Annotated in this window: 14 protein-coding genes and 1 pseudogene; 10 read left to right on the top strand and 5 right to left on the bottom strand. The window is 68.8% G+C overall.

Annotated features, from left to right (window positions below):
* Positions 1 to 76 precede the first annotated feature (76 nt).
* Positions 77 to 1,297, top strand: coding sequence for a cellulase family glycosylhydrolase (locus ABEB28_RS09585; protein WP_345727627.1), 1,221 nt, complete (start codon positions 77 to 79; stop codon positions 1,295 to 1,297).
* 89 nt (positions 1,298 to 1,386) lie between these two features.
* The gene (locus ABEB28_RS09580; RefSeq protein ID WP_345727626.1) at positions 1,387 to 1,605 is read left to right on the top strand and encodes an EF-hand domain-containing protein; all 219 of its coding nucleotides are present in this window, start codon (positions 1,387 to 1,389) and stop codon (positions 1,603 to 1,605) included.
* A 547-nt stretch (positions 1,606 to 2,152) separates the two neighbouring features.
* Here ABEB28_RS09580 and ABEB28_RS09575 read toward each other — a convergent pair.
* Positions 2,153 to 2,356 carry a DUF397 domain-containing protein gene (locus ABEB28_RS09575; RefSeq protein ID WP_345727625.1) on the bottom strand — a complete coding sequence of 68 codons (204 nt, stop codon included), beginning with the start codon at positions 2,354 to 2,356 and terminating at the stop codon, positions 2,153 to 2,155.
* 162 nt (positions 2,357 to 2,518) lie between these two features.
* Complete coding sequence (locus ABEB28_RS09570; RefSeq protein WP_345727624.1) at positions 2,519 to 4,114, bottom strand: amino acid permease; 1,596 nt, start codon at positions 4,112 to 4,114, stop codon at positions 2,519 to 2,521.
* A 426-nt stretch (positions 4,115 to 4,540) separates the two neighbouring features.
* Here ABEB28_RS09570 and ABEB28_RS09565 point away from each other — a divergent pair, with 426 nt between their 5' ends.
* Entirely contained in the window at positions 4,541 to 4,750 is a 210-nt protein-coding gene (locus ABEB28_RS09565; protein WP_345727665.1) for a DUF397 domain-containing protein, read from the top strand.
* Positions 4,751 to 4,797: 47 nt separating this feature from the next.
* Here ABEB28_RS09565 and ABEB28_RS09560 read toward each other — a convergent pair whose 3' ends face one another.
* Entirely contained in the window at positions 4,798 to 5,658 is an 861-nt protein-coding gene (locus tag ABEB28_RS09560) for a helix-turn-helix domain-containing protein (RefSeq protein WP_345727623.1), read from the bottom strand.
* A 703-nt stretch (positions 5,659 to 6,361) separates the two neighbouring features.
* On the opposite strand from ABEB28_RS09560, the gene ABEB28_RS09555 reads away from it, so the two are divergent.
* Both ABEB28_RS09555 and ABEB28_RS09550 read left to right on the top strand, forming a co-directional pair.
* Positions 6,362 to 6,913 (top strand): hypothetical protein, encoded by a 552-nt coding sequence (locus ABEB28_RS09555; protein ID WP_345727622.1) that lies wholly within the window; start codon positions 6,362 to 6,364, stop codon positions 6,911 to 6,913.
* 10 nt (positions 6,914 to 6,923) lie between these two features.
* Positions 6,924 to 7,544 carry an RES domain-containing protein gene (locus ABEB28_RS09550; RefSeq protein ID WP_345727621.1) on the top strand — a complete coding sequence of 207 codons (621 nt, stop codon included), beginning with the start codon at positions 6,924 to 6,926 and terminating at the stop codon, positions 7,542 to 7,544.
* Between the two features lie 80 nt (positions 7,545 to 7,624).
* Here ABEB28_RS09550 and ABEB28_RS09545 read toward each other — a convergent pair whose 3' ends face one another.
* The gene (locus tag ABEB28_RS09545; protein WP_345727620.1) at positions 7,625 to 8,824 is read right to left on the bottom strand and encodes an RNA polymerase sigma factor; all 1,200 of its coding nucleotides are present in this window, start codon (positions 8,822 to 8,824) and stop codon (positions 7,625 to 7,627) included.
* Positions 8,821 to 9,183 carry a YciI family protein gene (locus ABEB28_RS09540; protein ID WP_345727619.1) on the bottom strand — a complete coding sequence of 121 codons (363 nt, stop codon included), beginning with the start codon at positions 9,181 to 9,183 and terminating at the stop codon, positions 8,821 to 8,823. The genes ABEB28_RS09545 and ABEB28_RS09540 overlap by 4 nt, the downstream gene beginning before the upstream one ends.
* Before the next feature lie 294 nt (positions 9,184 to 9,477).
* On the opposite strand from ABEB28_RS09540, the pseudogene ABEB28_RS43090 reads away from it, so the two are divergent.
* From ABEB28_RS43090 to ABEB28_RS09520, 5 genes and pseudogenes are all read left to right on the top strand, one after another.
* A pseudogene (locus tag ABEB28_RS43090) lies at positions 9,478 to 9,967 on the top strand (MFS transporter); the annotation flags it as partial.
* A gap of 7 nt (positions 9,968 to 9,974) precedes the next feature.
* Complete coding sequence (locus ABEB28_RS43085; protein ID WP_425558928.1) at positions 9,975 to 10,628, top strand: MFS transporter; 654 nt, start codon at positions 9,975 to 9,977, stop codon at positions 10,626 to 10,628.
* An 86-nt stretch (positions 10,629 to 10,714) separates the two neighbouring features.
* Positions 10,715 to 11,515 carry an alpha/beta fold hydrolase gene (locus ABEB28_RS09530; RefSeq protein WP_345727618.1) on the top strand — a complete coding sequence of 267 codons (801 nt, stop codon included), beginning with the start codon at positions 10,715 to 10,717 and terminating at the stop codon, positions 11,513 to 11,515.
* Positions 11,516 to 11,577: 62 nt separating this feature from the next.
* Positions 11,578 to 12,240, top strand: a complete 663-nt coding sequence (locus tag ABEB28_RS09525) for a TetR/AcrR family transcriptional regulator (protein WP_345727617.1) — start codon at positions 11,578 to 11,580, stop codon at positions 12,238 to 12,240.
* A 158-nt stretch (positions 12,241 to 12,398) separates the two neighbouring features.
* Positions 12,399 to 13,928, top strand: a complete 1,530-nt coding sequence (locus ABEB28_RS09520) for an MDR family MFS transporter (RefSeq protein ID WP_345727664.1) — start codon at positions 12,399 to 12,401, stop codon at positions 13,926 to 13,928.
* Positions 13,929 to 13,963: the final 35 nt, after the last annotated feature.

Here is a 13,963-nt window from a genome sequence, read left to right as displayed (position 1 = left end):
TTCTGCATTCGTTCCCGCTACCGACGCTGCCGAACTTGGTTGTTGTCAGGAAGTCGGAAAGAAGTGAGGGGCGAGGATGAAGCGCACGATCGTGGTAGCCGCCGTCATGGCCGTAGCCGGTCTGGTCGGAGGCGCCGCAGGCGGCGGCGCCGCGCAGGCGGCGACGACGGCGCTGGCTACCAAGCCGACCGCTGAGACCTCGGCCAAGAAAAAGAAGAAGAAGACGGCCGCTGCGTCCGCGGTCCGGACCGCGTCGACGACGACGACCGCCGCTCCGGCCGTCCCGCAGCTGGGCGTGCAGTTGCACGCGATGTGGGAGATGTACTGGAACGGCCAGACCCCGAACGCGATGTTCGACAAGCACCTCAACGCGCTGGCCGCCAACAAGGTGCAGATCGTCCGCGTGGACATGGGTTGGTCCGCCAGCCAGCCGACGTCGGCCGCCCCGAGCGCCACGTCCTGGCACAACCAGCGGCTGAACACGGTGATCAACCGCATTCGCGCCAAGGGCATGAAGGTCTTCATCACCGCGCACCAGTCGCCGCTGTGGGCCCGTCCGGGCACCGGTAGCAACACGATGCAGTTCCCGACGAACGCGTCGTCGATCAAGCCGTGGATGACCTTCATGGCCAAGACCTACGGTTCGCGCATCGCCGGCATCGAGGTCTGGAACGAGCCGAACCTGGCCGAGTTCACCGGTGTCGCCGACTCCAACACCCGCGTGAAGAAGTTCGTCGCCGTGCTCAAGGCCGCCTACGCGGGCATCAAGGCCGGTAACGCCTCGGTTCCGGTGATCTTCGGTGGTCCCGCGCAGACCGACGACGTCTTCATCAAGCAGGCCTACGCCGCCGGCGCCAAGGGCGCGTTCAACGTCATGGCCGTGCACCCCTACCAGGGCAACCAGACCAAGGCCCCGGAGTCGACCGACATCACCGGCAAGTCCCGCATGACCAACCTGCCTGCGGTCATCGCCGCGATGAAGGCCAACGGCGACGGCACCAAGCCGATCTGGTGGACCGAGTTCGGTACCTCCGTGCACTCGAACGCCGGCATCAGCCAGATCTGGCTCCACGGCGTGGCCACCGAGCAGATCTCCGGTGACTACATGGTCCGCTCGTTCAAGCTGGCCGCGAAGCAGTACCCGCAGGTCAAGGTCGGCACGCTCTACACCGCGTACCGCCCGGCCGCCGGCATCTCGGTGCACCAGTACGGCTACCGCCTGCTCGAGGCCGACGGCACCGTGAAGACCCAGCTGAAGATGCTCAAGGCGATGCGCGACAGCACCCCGTCGCGATGACCCTCCGCTAGACCCCAGAACGGGCGCCTCCTCCGGGAGGCGCCCGTTTCGTGGTTTGGCCGGGGCTGCCGTGGGCCACCTTGGTAGGTGTGGCAGACACGAGCGAATATGCGATCACCTTCAGCATGATCGACCTGGACAGCGACGGGCTGATCTCCGCCGCGGAGCTCGTCCAGGTGACCGGCGCCCTCGGTGACCAGATCACCGAAGAGGCCGCGGCCGCCGCCGTCTCCCGGGTCGACGCCGACGGGGACGGCTTGATCTCGCTGGAGGAGTTCACCGCCTACATGGGATCCCGTCCGGCCTGAGGCCCGGCTCTGTCAGCAGTCGAACGTTCCACCCGTTGTCGCGCCGATCGAGCCCACGCTCGATCGGCGCGACTCTATAGGTGCACGGGGAGAGGCTCCCGGACTACTCACCTTCAGGAGGGCGGACGACATGAGCGGCTGCTACGACTACAACGACTACCGCGGCAACGACTGGGACAACGACCACNCGCCGATCGAGCCCACGCTCGATCGGCGCGACTCTATAGGTGCACGGGGAGAGGCTCCCGGACTACTCACCTTCAGGAGGGCGGACGACATGAGCGGCTGCTACGACTACAACGACTACCGCGGCAACGACTGGGACAACGACCACTGCTACAAGCCGCGCCGCCGCCGCCGTCGTCACCAGAAGCGTTACGAGGGTTGCTGGGACTACAACTACTGCGGCTGATGCGCGGTAGTACTGCGATAACAATGCACTCCAGATCCGCGAGCCGGGGACGTCAAGGGACTCCCCGGCCCGCAGGCATGTCCAAGGCACGTCTCCTGAGGCGGGCTTTGCTGAGTCTTGACCCAGCGGCTGCGCCTAATGCTCTGGGGCGAAGTCTCCGGCCCTGAGCGCGTCGATGAAGTATCGCCATTGACGGTGGGAGATGCGGAGCAGCGCCTGGTCAGGGGCAGTGCTGTTCCGAATGAGGACTTGCTCCGAATCGATGGCGACCTCGACACAGTTTGTATGGCTGCATCGTGCCGTGCGCCATCGAAGCTCGGCGGGTAAGCGCTCGTCCATTGAAGACTCCTCCGTACGCGACGCTGGCCGGGCCCGGATGCCGGACACGTGGTAGCGGAATCTCCGTGACGAGATTACCGGCATTCGCGCCGGTATGCGTCGGTTGACGCAGAACGACGGCCGGGAAGCCCCGCGGGGCTTCCCGGCCGTAAGTGCAGGTTTTCAGACCGCGCCCGGCGTCGCCGGCTCGGTGAGCGGCTCCTCGTCGATGGTCCGCCGCGGCCCGCTGAACCACTTCCGCGCGGACGCGAACCACCAGATCGTGATCGTCAGCAGCACAGCACCGGTCACGATCGGCGCGTAGTTCACATCGAACCAACTGAAGTCATCGCTGAACGGCACGCCGCCCGGCACGATCGGCATGCAGAAGTAGATGCTGATGACGACGATCTCCACCGCCGCTACGAGGTTCATCCACCGGTAGTGCCCGCCGAGATTCCACGGCCCGGGTTCGAACGCGGATCCGCGACGTAGCCGGTAATAGATCGGGATCAGGAACGCCAGGTACAGTCCGATCACCGCGACCGACACCACGGCGTAGAACGCGACCGGGATCCCCGCCGGGCTCTTGTACAGCGCCGGCAGCGTGATCACCACGCCGGCCACCGCACCCCCGAGCACCGCGTTGACCGGAACCCCGGTCTTCGGCGAGACCCGGCTCCACAGTCGACGCCCCGGCACCGCGCCGTCCCGGCTGAACGCATACCCCATCCGGGACAAGCTGGTCATGGCCGCGATCCCGCAGAACACCTGGCCGATCGTCGCGATCACCATCACCAGCTTGAACAAGGCGGGGCTCAGCGCCGACGAGAAGATCGCGATGACGCTGCCGACGCCGTAGCCGTTGTCCGGCGAGTTGATGAAGCCGACATCCTTAGCAGCCCACAGGAACGCCAAGAGCAGCAGCCAGCCGCCGATCGCGGAGTAGAAGATCGACGTCCAGATACCTCGGGCGACCGTACGCGACGCAGCCTGCGTCTCCTCGGACATGTGCGCGGACGCGTCGAACCCGGTGATCGTGTACTGGGTGAGCAAGAAGCCCAGCGGCAGGACGTAGAACCAGAACGACCAGGCGCTGTCGGAGAACCCGGAGTTGTTGATCCGCTCGGTGAAGATGAAGTCGGCGCTCTGGTGACCGTCGGAGGCGATCAGCAGCACGCCGATGATCACGGCGGCGCCGAGCACGTGCCATCCGGCGGAGATGTTGTTGATCAGCGCCAGCAGGTGCGAGCTGAAGATGTTGAGCACGCAGACCAACACCATCAGCACGACGAACCAGAAGAATTGCTGGTTCAGGGCGTCGCCGCCGAACGTGTCACCCCAGCCGCTCCAGAACAGCGTCAGCGTGATGTTCCAGAAGCCCGCGCATGCGTAGACGATGCTCGCCGTCACCGCGATCAACCCGACGAGATTGAGCCAGCCGGTGTAGAACCCGGCGGCCGGGCCACCCAGCCGCGCCGCCCACCAGTAGATGCCGCCCGCGGTCGGGTACGCCGAGCCCATCTCCGCCAGGCACAGTCCGATGATGAGGATGAAAGCGCTGATCAGCGGCCATCCGATGGAGATCGCGATCGGACCGCCGTTGTTCCAGGCCTGGGCGAAAGTGGTGAAACAGCCGGCCAGGATCGAGATGATCGAGAAGCTGATGGCGAAGTTGGAGAAGCCCGACCAGGTGCGGTGGAGCTCCTGGCGGTAGCCCAGCTCGGCGAGCCGGTCCTCATCGGAGACCGGAGTGGGTCTTTCGTCGGCGACTGCCATGAACGCCTCCTCGTACAGCGGGGGAACTGCGAGGGAGTACTGCTGCTCGAAGGGTTATAGCCGCTCGCCTCCGTTGGGGAAAGAGCGGGTGAACGAGCATCAGAGCGTCGCGCCCTCGGTGCGAGGCCAACGTCTGCACCGTTCGTCAGTGTCGCTTAGCGCCGGATGGGTGTTGGTTCGGTCTTCCGATGCCAGGAGGCGGCGCTCATCGCCGCATCTGAGCATGGTCGATGGTTACACGGTCACACGGGAATGGACATCGTTTCGTAATCGACGCATCAAGCTCAGACCTGCAGAATGGCCCGATGCGCATCACGCACCCCAAGAGCACTCCTGTCCTCGTTTGCCGCGAAAAGTGTATAGGCCCCAGAACGGGGGAATCCAGTAACTAGTGTCGATCATGGGAGATTCGGGGTGAATCTAGAGATGATGCGGTCGCCCTCGGGCGTCGTCTGGCGGGTCGCTGGGGCTTGTAGTCATTCGACCTGTGTGGCCGTCGGGCTGACGAGTAACGACGATCTCGTTCGGCTGGCCGATACAAAGAGTCCGGGCGGTACGGTGCTCGGCTACCCGCGTAGCGAGTGGCGCGCGTTCCTCGCCGGAGTCAAGGCGGGTGAATTCGACAGGCTATCTTGATCATGCCCGGCTCTCGGTCGTGCGACACCGAGGGCCGGGCCGACCTACTAGAGACGTTTCTTGATGTCGAGGATCAGATCGCGGGAGCTGGTGCGGTCCAACGCCTTTCCGAGCAAGTCCTCGAAGTGGCCGCGGTACCGCTCGACGTCCTTGGCTTCAGCGAGATATTCCGGCCCTCTCAGTCCGTCGACGTACACCCGATCGCGTACGGATTCTTCGAATGTCAGAATGGTGAAGAGGCTGTTCACCCCGATGTGCGCACCCCGGTTGAACGGTATAACGAAGATCGACACCGCTGGGGACCAGGTCAGATCGGCGAGATGAGCAAGCTGTGCCCGAAGCACCTGGGGGCCGCCTACCTGACGCCACAGTGCCGCCTCGTCCAGAATGAATCGAAGAGGCTCTTTCTCGGTGCGACCCATGATCTTTTGCTGGCGGTAGTTCCGATCAGAAACCTGCTGCTCGATCTCGCTGATGGGCAGATGGGGTGATAAAGCTCGGAAGAATGCTCGCATGTAGGCCGAAGTCTGTAATAGCGCGGTGACCATACTGGATTTGTAATCGTCGATCGCGCTCGCCGCTTCCTCCAGTTCCAGGTACTCGGCCTGCGCTGGATTGGTTGTTTCGCGCTCAGTCCAGACGCTCGGCTGTCTGCTCTCATCCACGAGCTGCGTCAAACGTTGCTGCTCGTGTCCATCTACGCCGTAGAGCCCGCACAGAACTTCTAGATCCGAGACCTGGACGGTGCGGTTACCGGTCTCGATGCGGCTGAGTTTGGAGGCGGAGAAGCCCACCCGCGCCAGAACCTCGGCGGTGCTGAGGCGGGCGGCTTTGCGGTGTCTGCGGAGGGCGGCGGCTACCTCCAGCCGGCGTAGGGCTGGACTTCCGCCGCTCGACGCGTCGGTCACGAGATCCCTCCATGGCGATGCATCTCGTGCGGACGCAGCGTGCACGCCTCGGGCGAAGACATGCCAACTGCATCGTGCAATTGCTCTGGCAATTGACATGGATCTTGCCACGCGCCCGCAAGACAGTCACCATGGAAGCGGCTAATCCTACGGTTGAGTCCTCCGTCGGGCGGGGGAGGGGCGGCAACCGCCGAGGCTCTTGTGGCGATCCCACAGAGCTGTGGCGATAGCGCCGTAGGACCACAGGGGGTGGTGGGCGACGGAGATCCGCTGTCGGCGTAGAGCGACGCCCTACTTCGCTTCCCCAATTCGCGCGGTGAGCGCTTTATCGAAACGGGCTGAGTCGATGTTGCAGCATCGACCCAGCCCAAGGCGCACACCGTCATCGCAAACTCTCCAGCTCGCTCAGTGACAGGTGGTGCACCGTGTCCAACGGTACCCGTGACTTCGGCTTACTTCTAGGCCGTCTCAATCACAGAATGACTGTTCTCGGTGATCGGTTGTTCCGACGCCAAGACGACGCGGCCCGCGCCGCGGGGTGGCAGATCAGCCGGCTCTGGTGGGGGCTGGGTCGGCGTTACCGGGACCCCCGGATCGCGCGCCGCGCCCGGTCCGGGGCGGTCCGTCCGAAAGACGAAGCGGCGCCCCCGAACGACGGGGAGCGAGCGCCGGTTCTCGTCGGCGCGGCCGGGCGGCGAGTCCGATGACGACGTCGGCCCAGCTACCGCCCTCGGACGAGCCGCCGCAGTACGGTCCGCTGCCGGGCCCGGTGAAGCGTCCGCTGCCCACAACGGTGCTCTGGCGGTGGCGCCGAGAGCTCGTAACATTTCTCGCCATTTCTCTGGCGGCGGCGATCCTCATCCCAACCTACGGACTTGCCGCGACGCTACTGCCGACCGGGGTGGCCCTCGTACTGGTGGTGGCGATCGGGCCGTTACGGCGAGCGGTGGTCCGTCGCCTCCTGTGCGTCGCCACCGAGCATCGCGTCCGGACCGGGCTGGCTCAGGGGTGGGTGCACAACCGGCACGGCCGGCTGCCTGCGGTGGTCCGGACGCGGCGGACCAGCTACGGCCAGGCGGTGTTGCTCTGGTGCCCGGCCGGCATTTGCGAGCGTCACGTCCGGGCCGCGTCGGACGTGCTGCGGTCGGCGTGCTGGGCGCGACAGGTGCACGTCACCGCGGACGAGCGTCGCCGGCACCTGGTGACCGTGCACGTGGTTCGCCGATTACCCGTGGCGTCGGGGGAGGACGGCTGAGGAGGCTGCCATGTTGCTCTATCGCGTCATCCCGTACGTGGAGGAGGCCCTGCCGGGTTCCCTGGGACATCCGCTGTGCCTGACCTCGCGGCAGGGCGAGGGCCGGCTGGACAACCCGGCGCACTACACGGTGTTCTACTACGCGCTCGAGCCGAGCGGGGCGGTCGGCGAGACGTTCGGCGACGTGCCGGAGTGGACGCCTAGCTTGTTCCGCTCGGCGGGCGTGCGGGGGAGCGTCTGGGCGCTGGCCACCTACATGATGGCCGACCGGGTGCGGTTGCTCGAGCTGGACAGCGCACCGAACCTGGCAGACCGGGGCTTGCGGCCGACGCAGGTCATCGAACGCAACCGCTCGGCGAGTCAGGGGTGGGCGTTGAAGATCTACTTCGAGCGCAACCACGTCGGCGAGCGGCTGTGGGACGGCGTCCGATGGTGGAGTTACCACCGTCCGGCGTGGCGGATCGTCGGCTACTGGGGCAGCGAACTGCCCGCGGTGTTGAAGATCGAACCACTGGAGCTGGACCATCCAGCGGTCATCGACGCCGCGTACGAACTCGGCCGGGTGCTCGCCCGGCCGGGATCGTTTCCCCGGCAGGTGGGCGGCGTCGGGATCGACGAGAAGTCGGCCTGACCCGCCTCCCGGGCAGGGCCGCCGCGCCCCGCCTCCCACGCGCGGCCGCCACCACGCCCTGCCGGCGGATCGGCGGCAGGTCAGGACAGGCGGGACGCGCGCGTCGTCAAGTATCGACGCTCGGGCAGGCTGGCCGTGCGGCGGGCAGCCTGCCGGTACGCCTCGCGGGCCTCGGCGACGTCGCCGGCTAGCTCGAGCAGGTGTGCCCGCACCGCGTGCCACCGGTGGTGCCGCTCGAGCTCCGACCGCACCGACTCCAACACCGCGAGCCCCGCGTGAGGGCCCTGCACTTGAGCCACCGCGACCGACCGATTGAGCGTCACCATCGGGCCCGGCTCGAAGCGTTCGAGCAGCGTGTAGAGGCCGACGATCTGGGGCCAGTCGGTCTCGTCCGCGGACGGGGCCTCGGCGTGCACGGCCGCGATCGCCGCCTGCAGCTGGTACGGCCCGAGCGGCGCGACCGGCAACGTCGCGCTGATCAGCGCCACCCCTTCCTCGATCAAACGGCCGTCCCAGCTCAACCGGTCCTGGGACGCCAGCGGCACCAACTCGCCGTCGGCGCCGAGCCGGGCCGGGCGCCGGGCCTCCGTGAGCAGCATCAGCGCGAGCAGTCCGGCCACCTCGCCGTCGGACGGCATCAGCTCCCGGACCGCACGCGTCAGCCGGATGGCCTCCGTCGTCAGATCGGCGCGGTGCAGTGCGTCCCCGGCGGTGACGACGTAGCCCTCGTTGAAGATCAGGTAGAGCACCCGCAGCACCACCGCGAGGCGGGCCTCGCGATCGGCGGTCGGCGGGAGGCGGAACGCCTCACCCCGCAGGCGCGCCTTGGCGCGGCTGATCCGCTGCGCCATCGTCGCCTCCGGGACCAGGAACGCCGCGGCGATCTCGGCCGTGGTCAGCCCGCCGACGGCGCGCAGCGTCAGTGCGGCCTGCGTGGTGGGCGACAGACTCGGGTGGCAGCACAGGAAGAACAGCGTCAGCGTGTCGTCCACCGCCGGGATGACCGGTGGATCCTCCTCCGGCACGGAAGCCGACTCCCGGCGACGGCGGGCGGCGTCACTGCGCCACTGGTCGGTCAGCCGACGGGCCGCGACCGCCACCAGCCAGGACCGCGGATGCTCGGGCACTCCCTCGTCCGGCCACTGCCGGAACGCCGCCAGCAACGCTTCCTGCATCGCGTCCTCGCACTGGTCGAACTGCCCGTACCGGCGGACGAGGATGCCGAGGACCTGTGGCGCGCAGCTGCGCAGCAGGTCCTCGATGCCGGACGGCTCGGTCACATCTCCAGCCCGGCTTCGGCCATCACCGGCCGCACCTCGATCGCGTTGAACGTCGCGTCCGGGATCTTCGCCGCGAGCTCGACCGCGCGCTCCGGCGTCTCGCAGTCGACCGCGTAGTACCCGGCGAGGAACTCCTTCGCCTCGACGAAGGGCCCGTCGGTGGCGTCGACCGCGCCGCCGCGCACCCGCACGGTCGTCGAGGACGCCGGATCGGCGAGCGCGACGAACCCCAGCAGCTCACCGGACTCGGTCAGCTCCGCCTGGAAGGCGTCGTGGCCGGCGAAGACCACGTTCTTCTCCTCCTCGGAGAGCGACTCGAACACGGTCGGGTTCATGTGGATGAGCAGCAGGTACTTCATCGGTCACTCCTTCGCGTCGGTGTCGTAGCACGGAGGGGTCGGAGCCGCGAACGGCTCCTCGACGCCGAGCGCCTGTGACGGGCGTCACAGGAGGTCGGTGTCGAGAGACCCGCGTCGGCTGCGACGTCCTCACGGCAACGAGTCGAGAGGACGAGAGGACGAGAGATGAGCATCGCGCAGGAGGGTACGGCGCCGCGAAGCGGCCTTCCGGCCGCGGCGGCGGGTGAGGCTTCCGCCGTCGACGGCGGGCCAAGCGATCCCGGGGCGACCGCGCGGGCGGGCCGCCGGGAGTGGATCGGGCTCGCCGTCCTCGCCCTTCCCACGCTGCTCATCTCGATCGACGTCTTCGTGATGCTGCTGACGCTGCCGCACCTCAGCGTGGCGTTGGGCGCGAGCAGCACCGAGCAGCTATGGATCGTGGATTCCTACGGCTTCCTGCTGTCGGGCCTCCTGATCACGATGGGGGCGGTGAGCGACCGGATCGGTCCGCGGCGGCTGCTGCTGATCGGCGTGGCGGCGTTCGGGGTGGCGTCCGTGCTGGCCGCCTACGCGCCGACCGTGGCGCTGCTGATCGTCGCGAGGGCCCTGCTCGGAGTCGCGGGGGCCGACGCTGGCGCCGTCGATCCTCGCGTTGATCAGCACCATGTTCCGCGATCCGAAGCAGCGTGGCCTGGCGATCGGGGTCTGGTTCGTCTGCTTCGTGGGTGGAACCGCCATCGGCCCGGTGGTCGGTGGGGCGATGCTCGAGTACTTCTGGTGGGGGTCGGTGTTCCTGCTCGGTGTTTCCGGCGATGGTGCTGCACAGCGTGCTGGTGGCTCCGCTGCTCGCCCGCCGAGTCCGGCCGGCCGTCCTGATCGCGGGAGGCCTGACGATCTCGGTCGCGGCGCTCGCCACGCTGGCCGCCCTGCCGGTCACGGCCGGGCCGGTCGGGATCGCCGCCTGTTTCGCGCTGACGAACCTCGGCGCCGGGCCGTTGATCACGCTCGCCACCGGCCTGGTGCTCGGCGTCGTCCCTCCGGAGGAGGCCGGCTCCGCCGGTGCACTGAACGAGACCAGCGGCGAGTTCGGCTTCGCGCTCGGCATCGCGACGCTCGGCAGCCTCGGCGTCGCGGTGTACCGGGCTCGCGTCGAGCTGCCGGAGGGGCTGACCCCCGATTCCGCCGCGAACGCGCGCGACACGCTCAGTGGAGCTGCCGAGGTTGCGGCCGGTCTGCCTGACAAGCTCGGCAGTGTCGTACTCGCCGCCGCTGAGCAGGCGTTCACGGCCGGTATGCAGGCCGCGGCCGCAGTCAGCGCGGCGCTGCTGGCCGGTCTGGCGATCCTGGTCATGGCGGCGCTGCGGCACACCCCGCCGATCGGCGCGGAACCGGCCGCGACTTCGGCACCCGAGTCGAGCCCCGCGCCCGCACCGGCCCCGGCGACCCAGTCGGGTTCGGCGTCCTAGCCGGGTCCGGCCGCCCAGCCGGCCCCGGCCGCGCACCCGGGCTCGGCGGCGCTGCCGCACCCGAAGACCCGCGAAGGAGACCACTGATGGACACCGTCATCTCGGCCGACGGAACCCCGATCGCGTTCGACCGCTACGGCAGCGGCCCGGCGGTGATCCTGGTCGGCGGCGCCTTCCAGCACCGCGCGATCGATCCCGGCACCGCCCGGCTGGCCCGCCTGCTCGCAGAGGAGTTCACCGTCTACCACTACGACCGCCGTGGTCGCGGGGACAGCGGACACGGCGCCTCCCCGCACACCCCGGAACGCGAGATCGACGACATCGCCGCGCTGATCGCGCACGCCGGGGGCCACGCAGCGCTGTACGGCATGTCGTCCGGGGCCGCGCTCGCGCTGGATGCCGCGGCGCGCCGTCCGGCGGTCGCCCGGGTCGCCGTCTACGAGGCGCCCTTCATCGTCGACGACACGGCCCGGCCGCACCCCGATGACCTCCAACCCCGGTTGGAGCGACTGGTCCTGACCGACCAGCGCGACGGCGCCGTCGAGCTGTTCCTCACCGAGGCGGCCGGAGTGCCGCGCGAGGCCGTGGCCGGCATGCAGCAGGCGCCGGGTTGGGCCGCGATGGAGAGCGTCGCGCACACGCTGGCGTACGACATCGCGCTGCTGGAGGGCACCACCACCGGGGAGCCGCTGTCGCCGCAGCGCTGGGCCGCGGTGACCGTCCCCGTGCTGGTGCTCGACGGTGGCGCCAGCCCGCCGTCGATGGCGAGCGCCGCGAACGCGCTCGCCGGTGTTCTGCTCGACGCACGGCGGCGCACGCTGCCGAACCAGACCCACGACGTCGACCCCGAAGTCCTCGCCCCCGTCCTGCGCGAGTTCTTCCGCTGACCTGACTTATTGCAGACGATAAAGATTTGCAGTGTCTGCAAGTTCGGCCTACCGTGGGTTGCATGAACGCCGCCGACGACAGCCCCGCCTCCACGGGGCTCCGTCTGCGGAAGAAGCAGCAGACCCGAACGGCGCTGGCCGATGCGGCGCTGCGCCTGGTCGCCGAGCGGGGCCTCGACCACGTCACGGTCGAGGAGATCAGTGCCGAGGCCGACGTCTCGGCCCGCACGTTCTTCAACTACTTCGCGACCAAGGACGACGCCGTCTTCGGGTCGATGCTGGAGGGCGGCGACCGGATCCGGGACTCCGTCGTGGCGGCGCCGCCCGAGCTGGCGGTCTGGGCCGCGGTCTGGTCGGCGTACCGCGACGAGGCGGCGCTGCTCGAGACCGATGCGGAGCGCCTGCGGCTCCGGATGACCGTCTGCAGCCAGAACCCGCCGATGCTGGCGCGGCTGGTCGAGGGCGGCGCGGCCGCCGAACTCGCGCTCGCCGAGGCGATCGCCGGTCGGCTCGGCGTCGACCCGGCCGTCGACGGGACCCCGCTGCTGATCGCCGCGACGGCGGGCGGCGCACTCCGGGTCGCGATGATGCGTTGGGCTTCCGGAGCTGGCGACCGTCCCCTCACCGCGCTCGTCGACGAGGCCTTCCAGGCCCTCGCCGCCGGCCTCGCCCCGGCACCGGCCGGCGGCGCGGCGTCCGCTGACGACCTCGCGGCCGGGCGCTGACCGGCCCGGCCCACTTCCCGCCCCACCAGAGCCCGACGTGGCCGCGAGCCACCCACCGGACGAGAGAGAAACGCGTGACCACCACCAGCCCGCAAGGGCACGCTGACCCCGTCACCCCACCGCCGGACGCCCCGGAGTTAGCCGCCGGAACCGAACGCATGTCCCGGCGCGGGATCCTGCAGGCCCTGTCCGGCCTGATGATGGGCCTGTTCGTCTCGATCCTCGCGTCGACGGTCGTCTCGAACGCGCTCCCGCGGATCATCGCCGACCTGGACGGCAGTCAGTCCGTCTACACCTGGATCGTCACCACCGAGCTGCTGGCGATGACCGCCACCGTGCCGCTCTGGGGCAAGCTCGCCGACCTCTACAGCAAGAAGCTGCTCATGCAGCTGTCGCTGGTGATGTTCGTGGTCGGCTCGCTGGTCGCGGGCCTGACGCCCAACGTCGAGGTGCTGATCTTCAGCCGGGTGATCCAGGGCATCGGCGCCGGTGGCGTCACCGCGCTCGCCTTGATCGTGATGGCCGCGATGATCCCGCCGCGGGAGCTGGGCCGCTACTCCGGGATCTTCGGCGCGGTGTTCGGCGTCGGCACGATCGCCGGACCGCTGATCGGCGGTCTCCTGGTCGACACGTCCTGGCTGGGCTGGCGCTGGTGCTTCCTGATCGGGGTGCCCTTCGCCGCGATCGCCATCGTGCTGCTGCAGCGGACGCTCGACCTGCCGGTGGTCAAGAAAGACGTGAAGATCGACTACCTCGGCGCGTTCCTGATCACCGCCGGCGTCTCGACGCTGCTGGTCTGGTCGACGCTGGCCGGTGACAAGTTCGCGTGGGCCTCCGCGTGGACCGCCGGGCTGGTCGCGCTGGCGCTCGTACTGCTCGCCCTGTTCGTGCTGGTCGAGTCCCGGGTGCCCGAGCCGATCATTCCGCTCGGCGTGTTCCGCAACCGGACGGTCACGCTCACCACGGTCGCGAGCGCGCTGGTCGGCGTAGCGATGTTCGGCGGGACCGTGTTCCTCTCCCAGTACTTCCAGATCTCGCTCGGTAAGTCGCCGACCGTCGCGGGCCTGATGAGCCTGCCGCTGATCTTCGGTCTGCTCGGGTCGTCGACGATCGCGGGCGGCCTGATCACGAAGTACGGCAAGTGGAAGATCTACCTGCTGATCGGCGGCGTCGTGATGGTGGCCGGCATGGGCCTGCTCGGCACGATCGGGGCGGACACCAGCGTGCTGCTGCTCTCGGTCTACATGTTCGTGCTCGGCGTCGGTGTCGGTCTCCTGATGCAGAACCTCGTCCTGGCCGCGCAGAACGACGTTCCGGCCCGCGACCTCGGGGCCACCACGTCGGTCCTGACGTTCTTCCGCAGCCTCGGGGGTGCGATCGGCGTCAGCGCGCTCGGGGCGGTGCTCGCCAACCGCGTGAGCACGCTGTCGGCCGAGAAGCTCGGCCCGGCGGCGTCCGGCGGCGACGGGGCCGCCGAGGTCCCGGACCTCACGACGCTGCCGCCCGCGGTGTTGACCGTGATCCAGGACGTCTACGGGGAGGCGACCGCCGACATCTTCCTCGTCGGCGCGCCGATCGCGGCGTTGGCGCTACTCGCCGTAGTGTTCGTCAAGGAGAAGCCGCTGGCGACGCTCAGCGGCGACGAGCGCCTCGCACGGGAACAGGCCGGCGTCGGCGCCGGGCACTGACCCGGTCCGGAGCGTCCGAGCCACAGGCCGGGCGC

It is taken from the genome of Cryptosporangium minutisporangium (assembly GCF_039536245.1).
GTDB classification, from domain to species: domain Bacteria; phylum Actinomycetota; class Actinomycetes; order Mycobacteriales; family Cryptosporangiaceae; genus Cryptosporangium; species Cryptosporangium minutisporangium.
Note: the sequence above shows the minus strand (reverse complement) of the source record. Positions and strands in the feature narration are given on the sequence as shown.

Bases quoted from the DNA above. Each gene is read 5' to 3' on its own strand.
- ABEB28_RS43085 (WP_425558928.1), top strand. From the start codon at position 9,975: ATGGTGCTGCACAGCGTGCTGGTGGCTCCGCTGCTCGCCCGCCGAGTC.
- ABEB28_RS09570 (WP_345727624.1), bottom strand. From the start codon at position 4,114: ATGGCAGTCGCCGACGAAAGACCCACTCCGGTCTCCGATGAGGACCGG.
- ABEB28_RS09550 (WP_345727621.1), top strand. From the start codon at position 6,924: ATGTTGCTCTATCGCGTCATCCCGTACGTGGAGGAGGCCCTGCCGGGT.
- ABEB28_RS09585 (WP_345727627.1), top strand. From the start codon at position 77: ATGAAGCGCACGATCGTGGTAGCCGCCGTCATGGCCGTAGCCGGTCTG.
- ABEB28_RS09530 (WP_345727618.1), top strand. From the start codon at position 10,715: ATGGACACCGTCATCTCGGCCGACGGAACCCCGATCGCGTTCGACCGC.
- ABEB28_RS09520 (WP_345727664.1), top strand. From the start codon at position 12,399: ATGTCCCGGCGCGGGATCCTGCAGGCCCTGTCCGGCCTGATGATGGGC.
- ABEB28_RS09540 (WP_345727619.1), bottom strand. From the start codon at position 9,183: ATGAAGTACCTGCTGCTCATCCACATGAACCCGACCGTGTTCGAGTCG.
- ABEB28_RS09565 (WP_345727665.1), top strand. From the start codon at position 4,541: ATGATGCGGTCGCCCTCGGGCGTCGTCTGGCGGGTCGCTGGGGCTTGT.
- ABEB28_RS09555 (WP_345727622.1), top strand. From the start codon at position 6,362: ATGACGACGTCGGCCCAGCTACCGCCCTCGGACGAGCCGCCGCAGTAC.
- ABEB28_RS09575 (WP_345727625.1), bottom strand. From the start codon at position 2,356: ATGGACGAGCGCTTACCCGCCGAGCTTCGATGGCGCACGGCACGATGC.
- ABEB28_RS09525 (WP_345727617.1), top strand. From the start codon at position 11,578: ATGAACGCCGCCGACGACAGCCCCGCCTCCACGGGGCTCCGTCTGCGG.